The sequence below is a fragment of the Mucilaginibacter sp. NFX135 genome (genome assembly GCF_048565145.1).
GTDB lineage: Bacteria > Bacteroidota > Bacteroidia > Sphingobacteriales > Sphingobacteriaceae > Mucilaginibacter.
Window position 1 is genome coordinate 3889817 of the sequence record NZ_CP183412.1, and the last position, 17154, is coordinate 3906970.

The window sequence follows — 17154 nt, forward strand, 5'->3', positions numbered from 1 at the left end:
TTCTCCTTTAAATTCGTTAACAAATGGAATTTAGATAAACCTTAATTGAATTGTCACATGATTAGTTCGATTCAATCGCCAGGCTTACTGCTTTCCAGTAATTATAAAATTATCAAACATTATAGCATTGGCATTCACAGTATTAGGATTCATTCTGAGGCTTATTGTTTTATAATTCCCTGAAGGCAAAGCAACCGATTTTGTTTCTTTAGACCACTTTCCACCACTAGCAACTGTAGGTAGAGTTACCCAAGAAGCACCGCCATCAATACTTGCTTCAATTTTTGGTACTACAGCATCTCCTGCATCTTCAACAACAAATTCATAAGACAGGTTTAAATTTGTAAAACCGGCCACATTGATATTAGGTATGGTAACAGCAGCACCTTTGGATTCTATTTTCAATAGAAATCCGTCACCCCACCCTTGACGCAAATTTATATTGGCATTGCCAGCGGTTTTTAAATCGACTCCACCATTCCATTTTCCTGCCTTTGTAGATGGTACAAATGAATACATATAGCCATCACTAACGGCCTTAACATTTGATTCAAAATTTTCGGCATACAGAGTTTGCTGTGCTTTGGCTAACATCCCTGTTGTTAGAGCCAAAAATAATAGTATGATTTTTTTCATGTTACTTGAGTTTTAAATATTAATAATTGTTCATTATTTGTTTGAAAAAATTGGTACAATAGTTTTAGGTAATAGCATTAAGGGCTTCTGCCAGATCTTTGTGCTTTTAAGGCTATTCTCATTTAGTCTCAAATTTTAATCAGTTAAAAAGCCCCACGGCGATATGCTGCCACGGGGCCTTAGCTTATTTAATTTTTACAACTCTTAAGTTATCAACGGCGCCATAAAAGCCGGTTGCGGTAGCAAAACCACCATAATTATGTAACCATATAAAGCACGTACCATTTCCTGAACTATCCAGTATATCAGAAAATTGTGTCATTGCAACACCTTTGCCATCGCCCAGATCAAGATCTGTTTTACGGAACTCCGTAAAAGGAACCGTCAGCGTCATCCAACCTTTTGTAGTGTAGGCTACCGTAGCAGTAGTCCCGGATCTTTTCCATGGTTCCCAACGATAAATAAATGTAGTTTTGCCGTTAACTTTAATATTAAGTGCACCTCCATTCCATGCTTTCGGAATACTTATTTCAAATTTTAATGCATAATTCTGAATAGAATCGCCCAAATTAGCTTGTGGAATCCATTGCTCCTTATCAAAGGCAAGTTGATAATCAGGCGGCCAACCATCACCATAGCCTTCTCCCGGCTGCAGAATATTGGTTTTTAGCACAGCAAAATTTGAAGTATTTCCGGGAAAATCAGGATTATATGGCAGCCACGATTGAGCATTAGCAGGGTTGCCGGTACTTTGGGTTCCACCATCCCAGCCTATCATACCCCACTTATCATTTTCTATATTGGCAATTATACCATGCACAAGATCGTGCACATTATACACGGTAGTACCCGTGCCAAACTCTGTAGTAACAGATACCGGCCCGCTTTGCGTTAGCGTTGGCAAAACGAAGCCAACATAACTCCCATCTTTTGATGAACTATAAGAAGTAACTGGCGTACCAGCAAAAGTTAGCTTTTGAACTCCTTTAAGATAGCTACCATAAATATAAACTGAATCGCCCGGGTTGGCATTTTCATTGGAAATACCCGCTATGACCGGGGTCGCAATTAGCTTAAAATTCACTGCACCGATTTTGGTGGTTACCAATACCCGATCATTGGTCGTTGCAGCCGGCATCAAAAATCCGATAGAAGTCCCGTTAGTGTCTAATTTAAACGACGGGATTGCTGTACCCCTATATGAAAAATTTCGAACAAAAAATAGATTTGCGCCATAAACATAAACAGAATCACCCGGGTTGGCATATATATTGGAAATTGTCCAAACAGCAGGTGCCGCCGGGCCTAATTTAAAAGAAAACGTTGTTGATCCGGCTGTTGTTCTATAGTCCACAGTATATAGCTTAGCAGTATCAATTTTTGCAAACTGTATGTTAGGTATTTGCACAACAGCACTGCCGGGGGCAAATAAAGCACCATTAAAAGAGGCGGGAACTCCGTCAAAATAAATTTGTGTTGCATTTTGCAAATTTTGCCCGGTTATAACCACCCATTGGCCATTTGCCACGGCGCTGTGTAAAACCGTATCATTAGGTGTGGCTACATAACTTTTAATAGCTGCGATAACCGGAGGAGCACTGCTGCCCCCGTCTGCATTCTTTTTGCAAGCCGGCAGTAAGGCCACTATCATAAAGACAAGTGACAAAAAATACAAGCTTAAGTATGATTTCTTTTTCATAACAATATATTTTTAATATTTTAATTAATAATAGGGTACCGGCGGCTGTGCCAATTTAGGGTCGGTGGTCAACTCAGATGAGGGAATTGGCAACGTAAATGAAGCGATAGTTGCCGGAAGCGTAACTGGCGGAGCAATAGTATCCCTTCTGGCTATCTTTGTTTTAGGATCATAAGTAAACGAAATCCGACCGTGATTAAGATCCTGATCATTAAGAAACTTCACAGCGTTAGTCGGATCGTAATAAGAATACCTAACCAGGTCTATCCAATATTGTCCTTCAAAAGCAAGTTCAACTCTTCTTTCCGTGCGTAGTAAAGTTGGGGTTATTGCAGTCACAATATCCACGCCGGCCCTTGCCCGCACAGCATTGAAATACTTTAGAGCATCACCATTACTTGTAGTACCATCGTTACCCAAAATAGCTTCGGCATATACCAAATACACATCGGCCAATCTAAGAATTGCATTATGTTCGGGAGATGACCAAGAATCCATTGTTGGCAAGTTGTTATCTTTTTCGGTGCCAACAATGTGTTTTTTCAGGCCTGTATTTTTTGCCGTATAACCACCACCGGCAGCATTCAATTCGGGATAAAAATCTCCGGTAAGCACAATAGTGGCTTTACGCCTTACCGTATCCTTAGCAGAATACATCTGGTATAAATCATAGCTTGGCGCTATGCCCTCCCATCCACCTTGTTGTTGAGGAGTAACTTTACCATCTGGCGCAAAATATTGTTGCAGGGCATTGCCAATACCATAACCCACGCCTCCGGCCCACTGGAGCGCGAACAATGATTCAGGGCTATCATTGTTTTGCACCTTGAAAAGATCATAATAGCTGGGAAACAAATTTAGCCCGCTATTTTTACACACATTGCCCGCATATTTTTTGGCACTATCCAGCAAAGCCTGGTCACGCGAACCGCTTTTGCCTAAACCTGCCATCGTCAAATATACTTTGCCCAGCATTCCCTGCGCCGACCAGGTAGTTACCCGGCCTTTTTCATCTGTTTTGGGAAGATATTGCGTTGCGTAAGTCAGGTCTTTAGTAACAAATTTATACACATCCGAAACAATATTACGAGGAAGCAGCGGGTCTTTTAACAGTTTGCTGTTGTCTTCAATAATTGGCACAGCCCCCCAATACACCGCCAGGTGATAATAAGCCACGGCACGAATAAATTTTGCCTCAGCTATGGCAGCATTTTTGTCTGTTGCCGAAATGGATGAAGATGCCTGTTGCTGTATGGCACTGATAACCGTATTACATTGCGCTATAACATTATACAACCCAACCCAACCATTTGTCACAAGGCCATTTTGGGCGGTAATAGTGCGTGTAAAAAGCTGTACCAAATCGCCATTATACGGAAAGCTGGCGGTACCCGCCAATACGTCGCCAAGTGGTATGTAGCCCTGTGTGTTCCATTGAAACCACTGCGAACCGGCGTACAGGCTTGCCGTAGCCAGCCGTAATTCGGAAGTGGTTTTGTAAAAATTATTAGAACTGATCTGTGAATTGGACGGACGGTCCAAAAAACTCTTTTTACATCCGGCTATTGCGGCAACACATAGCAGGATGGTGATAATTTTGTGAATTGATTTCATAAACAAATATTTTAAATCGATAATCGTTTTATTATTTCAAGGCTATGTTTGCACCAAAAGTGAATACTCTTGGCTGTGGGTAATAACCGCTGTCCCAACCTGCCTGAAGCGGGTTCCACGAACCTATCTCAGGATCCATGCCTTTATATTTTGTAATTATAAATGCGTTGGATACATTGACATATACCCTAACAGACCGCACAGCTATTTTTGATAAAAGGCTTTCTGGCAAGCGGTAACCTAAGGTGATATTTTTGCACCGCAGGAATGAACCATCCTCGATCATTAAACTATTAGGCCGGTTATTGGTATTGGTATTATCATTTCTCAACCCAAAAACAGTAGTGTTTGGATTGGTTACATATACATTGTTAACATCGGTTGCAGAGCCTTTGGGATCTACCAGAGCCAATTTGGCATAATTTAGTACCGATGTGAAAAAAGTGGCATGATTTCCCGGATCGGTTTGCTGTATAGCTATTTGATTGAATACTTTGTTGCCATAACTGCCGCTGAAGAAAATATTCAGGTCAAAATTTTTGTAGTCAAATGTATTATTGATACCATACTGGAATTTCGGGATTGGGGAGCCCAAAAAGGTTTGATCTTTTGAGTCGATAACACCGTCGCCGTTCAAATCCTTGAACATACGGTCGCCGTACCAAATACCACCACCTGCCGAAGAAACCGGATAAGGGTTACCATTGGGATCAGCAGGCCGGGCATGGTTTTGAAAATCACTTGGCTTTGAAAATATCCCATCAAATACATAGCCGTAAAATTCGCCAATAGGTTGGCCCACCACTGTTTTTTCGATTATATCATTAATTGTATAAGATTTTTGGCTTAAGTTAGCCATGTCTCCACCAGCACCTAAACTGGTCACTTTATTTTTATTTCGCGATATGGTAAAAGTAGATTTCCAGCTGAAATTTTTAGAAATAATATTGGTAGAGTTGATTTGGAAGTCGACCCCTTTGTTGCTTAGCGAGCCGACGTTGGCAAAAGGCGCTTGCATGGCCCCCGGCCCCCAACCCGCCACAGTACCAGAGTATTCTGGAAGCGGTACCTGTAATAAAAGGCCGTGTGTTTCGCGGTCGTAAACGTCTAATGAAAAACCTAACCGCCCGTTCCAGAACGATCCATCGATCCCGGCATTATAATAATCAGTTTTTTCCCACTTCACGGCTGCGTTTGCCAAATTGTTTTGAAACTGCGCTGTACCTGACAGACTGTTAGGCACCGATATGAGTTGGGTTACAAAAGTATTGCCCGGTATGCCTTGATTATTAGTTAGCCCATAACCAAGCCTCAGCTTCAATTCATTTATAGATTTTACGCCTTTTAAAAACGCCTCGTTATTAATTTTCCAGGCAAAGCCACCTGAATAGGTAGTAACCCAACGATTATTGGTGGGGAAATTTGAAGAACCATCGTTCCTTACATTCCCGGTGATCAGGTATCTGTCATCCCAGGAAAAATTGAGACGGCCGAACCAGGATTCCTGTGCATTGCCGCCAGTGGGGGTTGATTGTGAATTATCGCCCGAGTTTGTGGCCGTGCTGGCATCCCCGCCATTAATGGCCTGCACATTGTCTGAAGCAAAATTCCTTCGCGCGCCGTAAAGATATTCAAAAGTTCTCTCCTGCGATTCATGCCCCGCTAAGGCATCAATATGAAGTTTTTTGAAATTATGGTTATAAGTTAAAAAATTGCGTATTGCTATATAAAAATTTTGACCGGCATTTGAGGAACCGAAATTACGGCTGATACTACTTTTGCCAAAACTATAAGTTGGTGAATACCTATTTTCCGTATTAAAATCGAAATTACCAGATAGTTCGCTTCGCAGGTTTAGATCTCTGGTAAACTGTATTTCGGCGTACACATTGCCGAATATCTGATTATTCTTTCTCTGGTCTTTTACAATTTGGGCTAATGCCACCGGGTTGGCAACAGGCGCTACCCAACCGGCGGGGTCGGTAACGCCGCCGTAGGAACCATCAGGATTTTTTACCACAACATCAGGGCTAATGCTTAGCGCGGTGGCAATTACATTACCGGAGGTTGAATTTACACTTTCATTAACATGCGCCAACTGAAGGCTGGTCCCTATTTTTAGCCAATTAGTGGTTTTGTTATCTAAATTCAGCCTTACCGAGTATCTTTTAAAATCAGATCCAAGGGCTATCCCTTCCTGGTCAAAATACGAGGTTGATAGTAAATACTGCGTTCTGGCATCTCCGCCGCTTACCGTAAGCGTATGATTCATCATCGGAGCCTTCCGGAATAATTCTTTTTGCCAGTCGGTACCTGTGCCCAGGTATTGAGGGTTGACAAATTGGGGCCTGGTATCAAAGCCCCAGACAATGCCCCGGGCATTAATGATAGTAGCAAACTGCTGCAAATTCACCACAGGCATCCGCTTTAGTATTTCCTGATAACCTGTATAAAAATCATAAGTTATCTGCGGCGCTCCGGCTTTGCCCCTTTTTGTAGTGATAACAACTACGCCATTGGTTGCCTGCGAACCGTATATGGCTGTTGCCGAAGCATCTTTCAATACATCTATCGATTCTATTTCAGCAGGATTGATAGCATTTAATGGATTAGAACCGCTACCGGGATCACCAACCGGTGGAATAATGATACCATCTATGACGTACAATGGCGAATTTGAACCGCTTATTGAAGATACACCACGTATCTGGATAGATACGCCGCCACCGGGCTGACCCGATACCTGCTGGACCACTACACCTGCAACTTTACCCTGCAGGGCCTGATCAAACGTGGTGGGTTGGGTTTTGCGCAATTCGCTACCCGAGATGGAACTTATTGCCCCTGTAAGGTCTTTTCTTGCTCGCTTAGCAAAACCAACAACAACAACCTCGTCTAAGTTGCTGGATGTTGATTTGAGGGTAACATTAATTGCGCCAGCTTGCTTAACAGTTATTTCCTGCGGAGAATAGCCTAAAAAGTTAAAAACCAGCACCTTGCCAGGTTCAGCCGCTATAGAATAACTACCGTCAATACTGGATATAGACCCGAGGCCCGTCCCTTTAATTTTAATGCTTGCTCCGGGTATTGGCGCACCATCGTCGGCGCTTGTTATTTTGCCCGTAATATTTACGGTTTGCGCATGGGCAGAAAAATAAAGAAACATGCCCGTGATAAATAATGAAATCTGATATTTCACTCTTCTTTGTAAATTTTTATCCATCTTTTAAAAGGATTTTAAGGTTTGATAATTGGTTCATTGGTTTGGTTAGTAATTAATTGGTTTTTATTTCATTCATAATTTATTTTGTTATCATATCTTTTCAGATAGCCTAATACCCAAAACAACCTTTGGAAACTATTTACTGTTAGTTTCTTCACATGAAACGACTGCCCGAACAATCAGTTAAAAAACTTCAGTTGCAGTCAGACACATGTTTATTAATTCAAAAAAGTTAACTGTTGGTCCAATTGGTTATTGGTGGAACATTGTTTAAAAGCAACATCTTTAAACACATTACTTTGAACTTATATTCTGGGGAATGAAACTATGATTGTTAAAAAGAAAGGAATACCGAATTTGATAATGAATACAACCCAAAATGTTAACTACTTTACAATAATCTCAAAATCAATACTTTAAATCGTTAAAAAGCACCCCGCTTCATGATTTTTTTATTTTTTCACAAAATTTTGACTTCAGTGACAACAAATCTGGACTAATTGGCTGTCGTAACGCGGACAAGAAGGGGCTGGCAATAATTGGCTAAATTTGACTGTTCTTTTCTTCCAGTTTCTGTTGGCGAATTGAACTGACATAGGTGGAAGGAGGGATGTTATACTCATCCTTAAATGCTTTTGTAAAATATTTGGGCGAATTAAAGCCAACTTCGTAGCCAATCTGACTGATTGTCATTTGGCTGGTTTCAAGCAAATACACGGCTTTTTTTAGTCTTATAGAACGGATAAAGTCAACAGGCGACTTTCCCGTAAGCATTAAAACTTTTTTATAAAGCGATACCCGGCTCATATTCATCTTGCGGCTTAATTCATTTACCGAAAGGCTTTCGTTCGTTATATTGAATTCTATATATTCAACAATACACCTTAATAGTTTTTCATCTTCATTTTGTAAAGGAGTTTCCTGCAATTGCACATCTATCTGTTTTTTGTACGTGCGTTTATAGGTGTCTCGAAGGGTTAAGATATTTTTGATTTTTGAAAGCAATATTTCAAAATTAAATGGTTTTGTCATGTAATCATTCGCGCCAATTTCAAGGCCTTTTATCTGGTCTTCGTCACCCGTTAACGCGGTTAACAGTACAACGGGAATGTGCGAGGTACGTTTGTCATTCTTTAGTTTTTTGCACAATTCAATTCCTGTCATTTCAGGCATGCTGATATCACTTACAATGATATCAGGGTGTTGCGATAACGCCTTTTGCCAGCCTTCCCTCCCGTTCGAAGCTTCGATTAAAAAAAATGAATCTTTTAAATTGTCTTTCAGGTAAAAGCGAAAGTCATCGTTATCCTCTACTAAAAGAACTACCTGCCTTTTATTTGATAGCGGCTGTTTGACGATAATTTTACCCTCATTAGGAGTAATTTCGTTTGCGCTATTGCAATCAATGTCATTGTCTGATGGCAGGTCAATATTCCGATTGTTATAGATAACAAACGGCAATTTAATGATAAAACAACTTCCGTGATCAGGCTCACTCTCAACAGCTATTTCACCTCCGTGCATCTTCACAAACTCATGTGTAATTGCCAGGCCGATGCCGCTGCCCTGATTAATCATTGACTCCGGAATATCGTGTTGAAAAAAACGTTCGAAAATTTTACCTTGTTTTTCATGCGGAATACCAATACCGGTATCAATCACCTTAATTTCAAGCGGGGCGTCACCTATTTCGCGATCTACATTAAGCAAAACGCTTACCTGGCCGCCGGGAAGTGTAAATTTAAAGGCATTTGATAGCAGGTTAAACAATATCCTTTCTATCTTATCATGGTCAAAATCAGTAAACAACGAATCAATCGTGGTATCAAAAATAAAATTAATCTCTTTTTGTTCAGCGATATCAGTAAATGAAAGGTATATCTCGTTGATGAACTTCACAATATCTCCGGGCAGGTTATGCAGTTTCAACTCCTGAACTTCCATCTTCCTAAAATCAAGCAACTGGTTTACCATGTTCAACAATCGCCTGGCGTTTTTTCCAATCATGCCCAACTGTTGTTTCTGTTCCTGATCAGCTTGGGTAAGCATTTTTTCAACCGGTGCCATGATCAGCGAAATCGGAGTCCTGAACTCGTGACTTACGTTGGTCAAAAATTTAGTTTTCAGTTGATCAAGATCTTGCATTCGCTTAATCTCCTGCCGCTCCTGTTCAATTATCAATTTTGCTTCCTGTTTTTCTTTCTCTGCTATAAATTTTTCTTTCTCGGCAATGAATTGTCTTCTTATTTTTTGTATTCCGCGCCGTCGTATAAAAAAGAGAATCCCGGTTATCAGCAACAGGTAAATAACATAAGCTAAAGTAGATTTCCAGAACGGGGGCAATACCTTAATTTTTAATTTTATATAGCTGGGTTTCCATTTTCCCTCCTGGTTAATAGCCCGTACCTTAAAAGTATAATCGCCTCCATCAAGGTTGGTATAGGTTGCTTTCCGGGTAGCGTTATTTGCAGTAAGCCACCCTTTATCAAAACCTTCCATCATATACTGATGCGTTATTTTATTGGGGTTAAAGAAATTTAAGCCGGCAAATTCAATGGTGAATACATTTTCGCTGTGATTCAGCGTTATTTCCTGTGTGGCCGAAATTGCTTTAGATAATACGACATGGCCGTCAACTTCTTCATTGGCTGCTATACTTTTGTTGAATAGCTGAAAATCGGTGAAAATTAATTTAGGCTCATCTATATTCGGATGTATACTCTGTGGGTCGAAAATATTGAAGCCGTGCGAACCGCCAAATACTAATTCCCCTTTACTGGTTTTTAAAGCTGCATTTACCGTGAACTCTCTGCCTTGCAGGCCATCTGTTTCATCAAAGCTTTCAAATTGGAACTTATAAGTGCCATTGCCTGGTGTCAATGTTACCCGGCCCAGTCCTTTTGATGTACTTAGCCACATGGTCCCCCTGTTATCTTCCAATACATTCAAAATCTGGTTGTCGGGCAACCCGTCCTTTTTCTTCAGCGAGATAAAACGATTAGTTTCGGGGTTCAATATGCTCAATCCGTCCCTTGTCGCTATCCACATCAGGCCGCGGCTGTCCTGCGTAATATTATGGATATCATCATTGATCAAACCGTTAGGGTCGTTCTTCTTTTTATTATAATGTATAACGCTACGCCCATTTTTTAATATTTTATCTATCCCAAGGTATCCTCCTACCCAGAGATTACCTTTTGTGTCCTCAAAGAGTGTGGATATATAAGACGACCTTATATCTGTTTGCTTCAAGGGAGGGGAAAATATTTTTTTGTTTCTGTCAAATATTTGCAAACCCGCGGCAAAAGTGCCTATCCATAACCGGTTCGATGAATCTTCCAGAATATTCCATACCCGGTCATCAGCAATGCTCGTGGGCACCTTTTCATTATGTTTGTAATGAATAAATTTTCTTCCGTCGAAATGATCCAGGCCGCCAAAATACGTACCAATCCATAGTTGCTGGTCATGGTCGATACATAAGCTTACAATAATATCACTGCTGAGGCTATTGGGGTTTCCCGGATCGTGTTTATACTGGGTAAACTTGCCTGTTTTGCGATCAAAATAAATTAAACCACCTCCATTGGTCCCAATCCATAAATTACCTTTTTTATCCTCAGCAAATTTATTAACATCTTCAAAATTAAGACTCAGGGAATCTGAGGCGAAGTGTCTGTACAACGGGAACCTGATAATATTTTTATGATAATAACTTACCCCCTCTCTAAGCGTGCGAGCCCACATAATGCCTTTATTGTCTTTATAAAGCGCAACAGTGTTCTGTCCCAATGATTTTGCGTCATCTTCCCTATTTAATAAGTAAGTAATTTTTCCGCTTTTTTTATCCAATAAGTTTATGCCGCCATGATCAGTGGAGATCCATATAAGGCCGTCGTCGGCCTGAATAATATTAGTGATGTTGTTTGAGGTAAGCGGTGTTTCTGACGATTCTTTTGTGATGTACCGAAACCGTCCGGTACGACGGCTGTAATAATAAATGCCGGAATCCATATTGGGGTTAAACACCCAGAGATCGCCTTCACTATCGATAGTTATCGAGTAGTCCCTGTCTTTATTATTAGCAGCTTTTTTAAAAATATCGGTATGGTACGTAATTGCATTGCGTTTTACATCAAATAGCTCTACTACGCCGTCGTTATAAGCAAGCCATATATTGCCGGTTGTATCCTGCACGATGTCTGTAACAAAATTTGAATATAATGACGGGTTGGAAGTATGGTGATGATAATAACGCGTGGCAGTTCTTTTTAGTTCATTATACCTGTAAAGGCCCGAATTAGGGCACAAAAACCAAAAGTCGCCTTTCCCGTTATTAAGTATTTTTCTAATGGACGGAAACCCCGGAAGCTTGAAAGAATAAAGTACTGACGATACATCATTGTTAAACTGCTCCGTTTCGGGGTCATAAAAAGAATATCCAGCAGGGGTTGTTATCCATAATTTTTTGTCGGGCCCTTCCCCAATATTAACTATGTAATCCTCACTAATGGAATTTTCATTATTTACGTCGTGCTTGAATACTTTAAAAGTATAACCGTCATAACGGTTAAGGCCAGAAGCCGTGCCGAACCACATGAAGCCTTTGCGATCTTTAAATATGCAATTAACCTGGTTGTGTGATAGCCCGTTGCTTATATTAAGTCGTGAAAACTGATACTGGCGATTTTGCGCAAAATTGTTTGTGTAAGCAAAAAACAACACTGAAACGACAATATAAACTTTTACACGCATTAAAATTTAGTTGAGATCTTTGAAATTGGGAACCTGGCCTTTAGCAGGCCGGTACACTAAGATAGCATAAAAGTAAAATAAATTCGCAATTAACGAGATAAAATGGCAATTCCTTTATCTGATCACCGAAATATAAATAATCTACCCTGAAATTAATAAGTCGCCAATACTATGGTACTCATGCCCGAACTTACAGTGAAATAAAGCTTGTTACAGGTTGTCATTTAGCAGGCTATCCCGATCATCCGGTTTAAAAAAAAGCGGTGGCACACCTTAGTCTCCATTTTTTATCCTCTGTATCCTAGCAGTTATTGGATTTGAATTCGTAGTACTGCCTGATTCTTTCATTGTACCCAAATCCTGCCCGCTTTTCTGATGGAATACAGAATTATTCTAAAGTTTTTTCACCTGAGAGGGCGTTAAACCGGTATATGATTTAAATTCCTTAATAAAGTGCGCCTGATCATAATATCCGCATTCAAAAGCTATTGAAGTCAGCGATGCCTGGGATGAGCGTAATAACTCAAGGCTTCTATTAAACCGATGTACAGAAAAAAACTTTTGGGGAGTTATGCCAATCCAATCCATAAAAAGTTTCTGAATATACCGTTCAGAAAAACCATAGTACGCCGACAAGTTTTGTATGTGAAAACTATCTGTATTAGAAACGTAGCTGCACAAATGCTCTACTAATTTCAATTGGCGATTATTTTTTTTATTATTAATCAGCCGCTGAATTAAAAATGTTTCCAAAACTGCTACTTTGTGTTCTATAGAGCGTTGTTCCATTAAGCGATTATAAAAATCATCAGATTCTTTGTAGAAAATGTTACAGAGATCAATCGACTCGTTAGTAAAATCGGAAGCCGGATTTGGAAAGAAAAGCGAACTGGCATATGGCTGGAATCGTGTTATAATACACGTATTACCTTTCTTAAGAGCCGCCATGGTAGGAATTGTCCAATGTCCTAAAACTTCCAAATCAGGCACTTTCATTGAATTATTTCCACGGTGTCTAATAGTATCATTAGAGGAAATGTCTATACAGAGTTCTATACAGCCACTCGGATACATAACCTCCATGACATCCGCATCATGACGGCATGTCCAGTAATTCTTTACAAAAGGTTTTAAAATATCTGATGGAAAAAATACCCGATCTCTCATAAATAAAGATAATGATATTATGAAATATATCATTTGTTCGTTCTTTTACAATTTTTCTTGTAATCAGGGTTTTACTTTTGTTAAAAACAACTTAAAATTTATCAATATGGAAAATTGCAAAAAAACGCTGCTGGTTTTCTTCCTGGTATTAGGGCATTTTATTGTAAACGCTCAATCTGATAAGGAAAATACATTTTTAGCGGAAGCTAAAAAAGAAATTGCCGCGAGTAATGCTACCTATTTTATCGCAATTGCAAAAAATGACGGATCTATTCTTAATCATTATGCAGATGATGCTTGCTTGCTGCCACCTAACTCTCCTGTCCTATGTAGCCATGCTGAAATGGCAAATTTTTTTAAGGATGGGTATGAAAAATATGGTCTTAAAGGAGGTAAGTTCATCACCAAAAATATTTACGGAGATGGCCGGGAGTATGTTACCGAAGAGGGACTTTGGCAGTCTTTTGATGCTCATGGAAAAGTATTTGACGATGGCAAATTCTTAGTTCTTTGGAAAAAAACCAAAAATGGCTGGAAAATGTTCCGCGACTCATTCAGCAGTAACCGTACTCAAAAGTAAAACAAAAACTCCCTAACTAAATCTTGCTGTGATGTAATGTTTGTTAGGTTAAATGATTATAAGGGGACCATAGCGATGGCTATGGTCCCCTTATAATTTCTTTTGGATTTACTCATTTGCTTTATCGCCTTCTATTGCCGGTGGGATCAATTCATAAACAATCGGTGTTACAATTCGAGATAACAATGTGGAACTTATCAATCCTCCAATAAGCACTATTGCCAGTGGCGATATTAAAGGATTAGTAGAGATTGCGATCGGAATCAACCCACCTATCGCGGTTAAAGATGTCAATACAATTGGTAAAAACCGTACCTCTCCAGCTTCGCGGATAGCATCTTGCAGGCCCTTACCTTGTTGTCTTAACTGGTTGGTAAAATCTACCAGCAAGATCGTATTCTTCACTTCGATCCCTGCTAGTGCGATTAATCCGATGATAGCTACAAATGACAAAGAATTACCTGTAGCCCAAAGTGCGACTGCAGCTCCTACCACACCTAATGGTATTACAGAAAGGATGATCAATGTACTTTTAAATGTTTTAAATAACAAAACAAGGACTGCGATAAATACAAATACCGTAACCAGGATAATACTCATAAAACCACCAAAAGAATTGTTTTTTGATTCTACTTCACCGCCCATTTCATAGCTGTAGCCAGAAGGGAGTTTTAATTTATCCATTTTTTGAGTTACATCATCAATTACACGGCTAACTAAAAAGCTTTTCTGCACGTTGGCTTGTACAGATACAACCCGTTTTTTTTCCTGATGATTAATAACGGCCGGTGAGGCTTCCAATTGCAGATCTGCTACCTGTTTCAGGGGCAACGCGTTTCCCTGAGCATTATTTACATATAAATTCCTGAAGGCATCAATACTTGGGCGACCTTCCTTTATACGGGTGAGTAAAACGGTATAACCGTATTTATTATCATTATTGTAATAAGTCCCCATATCCAAACCGGTAACTGCTAATCTTGCAATTTGATCAACAGCTAAAGAGTTTACGCCTAATTGCTGTGCCTTTTCTTTATTTACCGCTATACGTATATCGCCTTTTAATAAGCTTACCGGGTTGTTTATATACCCGTATTAAAGGGATTCCATTCCGATTGATTACCACCCTTTAAAAATCGACTAAGATTTCCTGAATTTTACTACCTTAGCTATCCTGACTTGTTCAATTATAACCAATTTCATCTGTTGTAAACAAAAACAGTTTATTCATTATCAATAGCTTTTCTATTGATTTGAAATTTTAATATATTACCTGAACAAAAATTATTCAGAATATAATTTAGAATTGATGCTGCGCATGTTTATAGTATAATGTTTTATTTTAAATTAAAATATGGAAAAAATTTTACTTCAAATTTTGAGTGTGGCTTATTCGAATGATCTGCGTAACGTCATCCTGTGACTATTAATTTTACTATTGATACTTCAAGCTTAGGGCCCCTCTCCATATGTCGGATTATAGCCATTATACTGATGAGTTACTTACCTTTCATTTAAAAAAAGGTGAACAGGCTGCATTTACCGAAATTTATAACCGGTACTGGAAGCAAATGCTGGCTATTGCGTGGAATCATAGTAAAGACAGCGCGGTTGCTAAAGATATTGTTCATGATGTATTTATTTCACTGTGGGAAAAGTGTAATCAAGCTGAAATTAGGAATTTACCGGCCTTTCTTGCAGGCTCCATCAAATTAAGTATTTATCATTATTATCATAAAGAACAACGCCGCGGTGAACTTGTGCAGCAGCATTTGGATTTTGAAACTATGGCCTATACAGAAGATAAGCTGGATGCCCGTTTTCTACAACAGTATATCGACAGCATAGTAGAGGAACTTCCGGAAAAATGTCGTATGGTTTTCAGGTACAGCCGTGAAAATGGCATGAAAAACTCAGAGATCGCAACTGAGATGCAAATTACCGAAAAAGGTGTTGAGGCCAATCTTACCCGTGCCCTTAAGATTATCCGGGGAGGTCTTAAGAAATATGGTGGATTAATACTGATATCTTTCCAACTATACCGATCTATCTTTTAAAATCAATCAATGGTAGCTTTTGAATAAAAATTTATTTTAAAATGGATATAGGGTAAAACGTTTTTCATGTAACATACCATTATAAAGCGCAATACCAATTGAACCGCCAAACCATTTATAACTTAATACAAAAGCACCAGGAAGGCCGGGCCACTGCTTCAGAGAAGCAAGCTTTAACTAATTGGTACAATAAAGTTTCAAGCGAAGCATCTGAATTTCCGGAGGATGAAGATAGTGTTCACGAAGAAATACTAACACGGCTCCTGAGTGAGATCGGCTTTCCAAAATCCAGATCCTTCCGCTATAAAAATTGGGCAGTTGCAGCTTCCATATTAATGATTTTATCTGTTGGCGCCTTTTTTTTTGCTGGCAAACGCAGGCAAATCACAAATTCCATCATCACACTTAACCAGCAAATTAAACCTGGCAGTAACAAGGCTTTTTTGGTGTTAGCTAATGGAAAAAAAATATTCTTAGCCGATGTCAAGAATGGTAAGATAGCACAACAAGAAGGAAGTCAGGTGATCAAAACTACTGATGGGCAATTAGTGTATAATGACAATCCTGCCACACCTACCGATGGCTCATCCCAATACAATACCATAGAAACACCTAAAGGAGGGCAATATCAGTTGCTTTTGCCCGATGGAACCCGGGTGTGGCTTAATGCTGCATCTTCCTTAAAATATCCAGTAAGTTTTACTTCAGCCAAAGAAAGAAAAGTTGAATTAAGCGGCGAAGCCTATTTCGAGGTGGCGCATAACAAAAACATCCCATTTAGGGTAGTAACCGATAAACAATTGGTTGAAGTATTGGGCACTCATTTTAACGTAAATGCCTATCCCGATGAGCTTGATACCAAAACTACTTTATTAGAAGGTGCAGTTAAAATTACTGCTGGAGATAAAAATACGACGCTAAAACCTGGTCAGGAAGCTGACCTCACAGGCACACTCAAGGTATCAGAAGTTGATCCTCGTGATGCTATAGACTGGAAAAACGGCTTCTTCAGATTTGATGATGATCTGGAAATCGTTATGCGGCAAATAGCAAGGTGGTATGATGTAAAAATTATATATGATGACGAAAGCGTTAAAAAGGAACCATTAGTTGGAGTTACCGCCCGCTTTTCCGATATATCCATCTTATTGAAAAAGATAGAGCAAATAACTGATGTCAAGTTCATTATTGAGGGCTCCTCCATTAGAATTACCAAAAATAAACAAACCAAATTATAACCTGATTTAATTTAAACCGAGAAGAAAATGAAAGATTCAAGCTGACAAAAAGAAAATAGTTTAAAAGCAGGATCAGAGACACTCGCGATGTCTCTGACCTTAAAGCTTATTAAACTAAAATGCTATTGGAGATAACAATTTTAACATTAACCAGCCTAAACAAATGTACAAAAATTTTACTACAA

General features: G+C 39.3%; 10 protein-coding genes. 3 read left to right on the forward strand and 7 right to left on the reverse strand.

From position 1 onward, the window contains the following. Positions 1–84 precede the first annotated feature (84 nt). The 6 genes from ACNURT_RS16130 to ACNURT_RS16155 all read right to left on the reverse strand — a co-directional run bounded on the left by ACNURT_RS16130 (position 85) and on the right by ACNURT_RS16155 (position 13094). A complete protein-coding gene (locus ACNURT_RS16130) occupies positions 85–636 on the reverse strand; it encodes a hypothetical protein (RefSeq protein ID WP_419698569.1) in 552 nt (183 codons plus the stop codon). Positions 637–820: 184 nt separating this feature from the next. After that, positions 821–2335 carry a glycan-binding surface protein gene (locus tag ACNURT_RS16135; RefSeq protein WP_419698570.1) on the reverse strand — a complete coding sequence of 505 codons (1515 nt, stop codon included), beginning with the start codon at positions 2333–2335 and terminating at the stop codon, positions 821–823. 24 nt (positions 2336–2359) lie between these two features. Further along, positions 2360–3949 carry a RagB/SusD family nutrient uptake outer membrane protein gene (locus tag ACNURT_RS16140; protein ID WP_419698571.1) on the reverse strand — a complete coding sequence of 530 codons (1590 nt, stop codon included), beginning with the start codon at positions 3947–3949 and terminating at the stop codon, positions 2360–2362. Between the two features lie 31 nt (positions 3950–3980). After that, complete coding sequence (locus ACNURT_RS16145) at positions 3981–7115, reverse strand: SusC/RagA family TonB-linked outer membrane protein (protein WP_419698572.1); 3135 nt, start codon at positions 7113–7115, stop codon at positions 3981–3983. Between the two features lie 600 nt (positions 7116–7715). Continuing rightward, complete coding sequence (locus tag ACNURT_RS16150) at positions 7716–11927, reverse strand: two-component regulator propeller domain-containing protein (RefSeq protein WP_419698573.1); 4212 nt, start codon at positions 11925–11927, stop codon at positions 7716–7718. A gap of 393 nt (positions 11928–12320) precedes the next feature. After that, positions 12321–13094, reverse strand: a complete 774-nt coding sequence (locus ACNURT_RS16155) for a helix-turn-helix domain-containing protein (RefSeq protein WP_419698574.1) — start codon at positions 13092–13094, stop codon at positions 12321–12323. A gap of 106 nt (positions 13095–13200) precedes the next feature. Here ACNURT_RS16155 and ACNURT_RS16160 point away from each other — a divergent pair, with 106 nt between their 5' ends. After that, the gene (locus ACNURT_RS16160; RefSeq protein WP_419698575.1) at positions 13201–13674 is read left to right on the forward strand and encodes a YybH family protein; all 474 of its coding nucleotides are present in this window, start codon (positions 13201–13203) and stop codon (positions 13672–13674) included. A gap of 108 nt (positions 13675–13782) precedes the next feature. On the opposite strand, the gene ACNURT_RS16165 is transcribed toward ACNURT_RS16160, so the two are convergent. Next, on the reverse strand, positions 13783–14760 hold the full coding sequence (locus ACNURT_RS16165) for an efflux RND transporter permease subunit (protein ID WP_419702132.1): 978 nt from the start codon (positions 14758–14760) through the stop codon (positions 13783–13785). A 383-nt stretch (positions 14761–15143) separates the two neighbouring features. Between ACNURT_RS16165 and ACNURT_RS16170 the strand changes: the two genes are divergently transcribed. Both ACNURT_RS16170 and ACNURT_RS16175 read left to right on the forward strand, forming a co-directional pair. Further along, on the forward strand, positions 15144–15731 hold the full coding sequence (locus tag ACNURT_RS16170) for an RNA polymerase sigma-70 factor (RefSeq protein ID WP_419698576.1): 588 nt from the start codon (positions 15144–15146) through the stop codon (positions 15729–15731). A gap of 98 nt (positions 15732–15829) precedes the next feature. After that, positions 15830–16969 carry a FecR family protein gene (locus tag ACNURT_RS16175; protein ID WP_419698577.1) on the forward strand — a complete coding sequence of 380 codons (1140 nt, stop codon included), beginning with the start codon at positions 15830–15832 and terminating at the stop codon, positions 16967–16969. Positions 16970–17154: the final 185 nt, after the last annotated feature.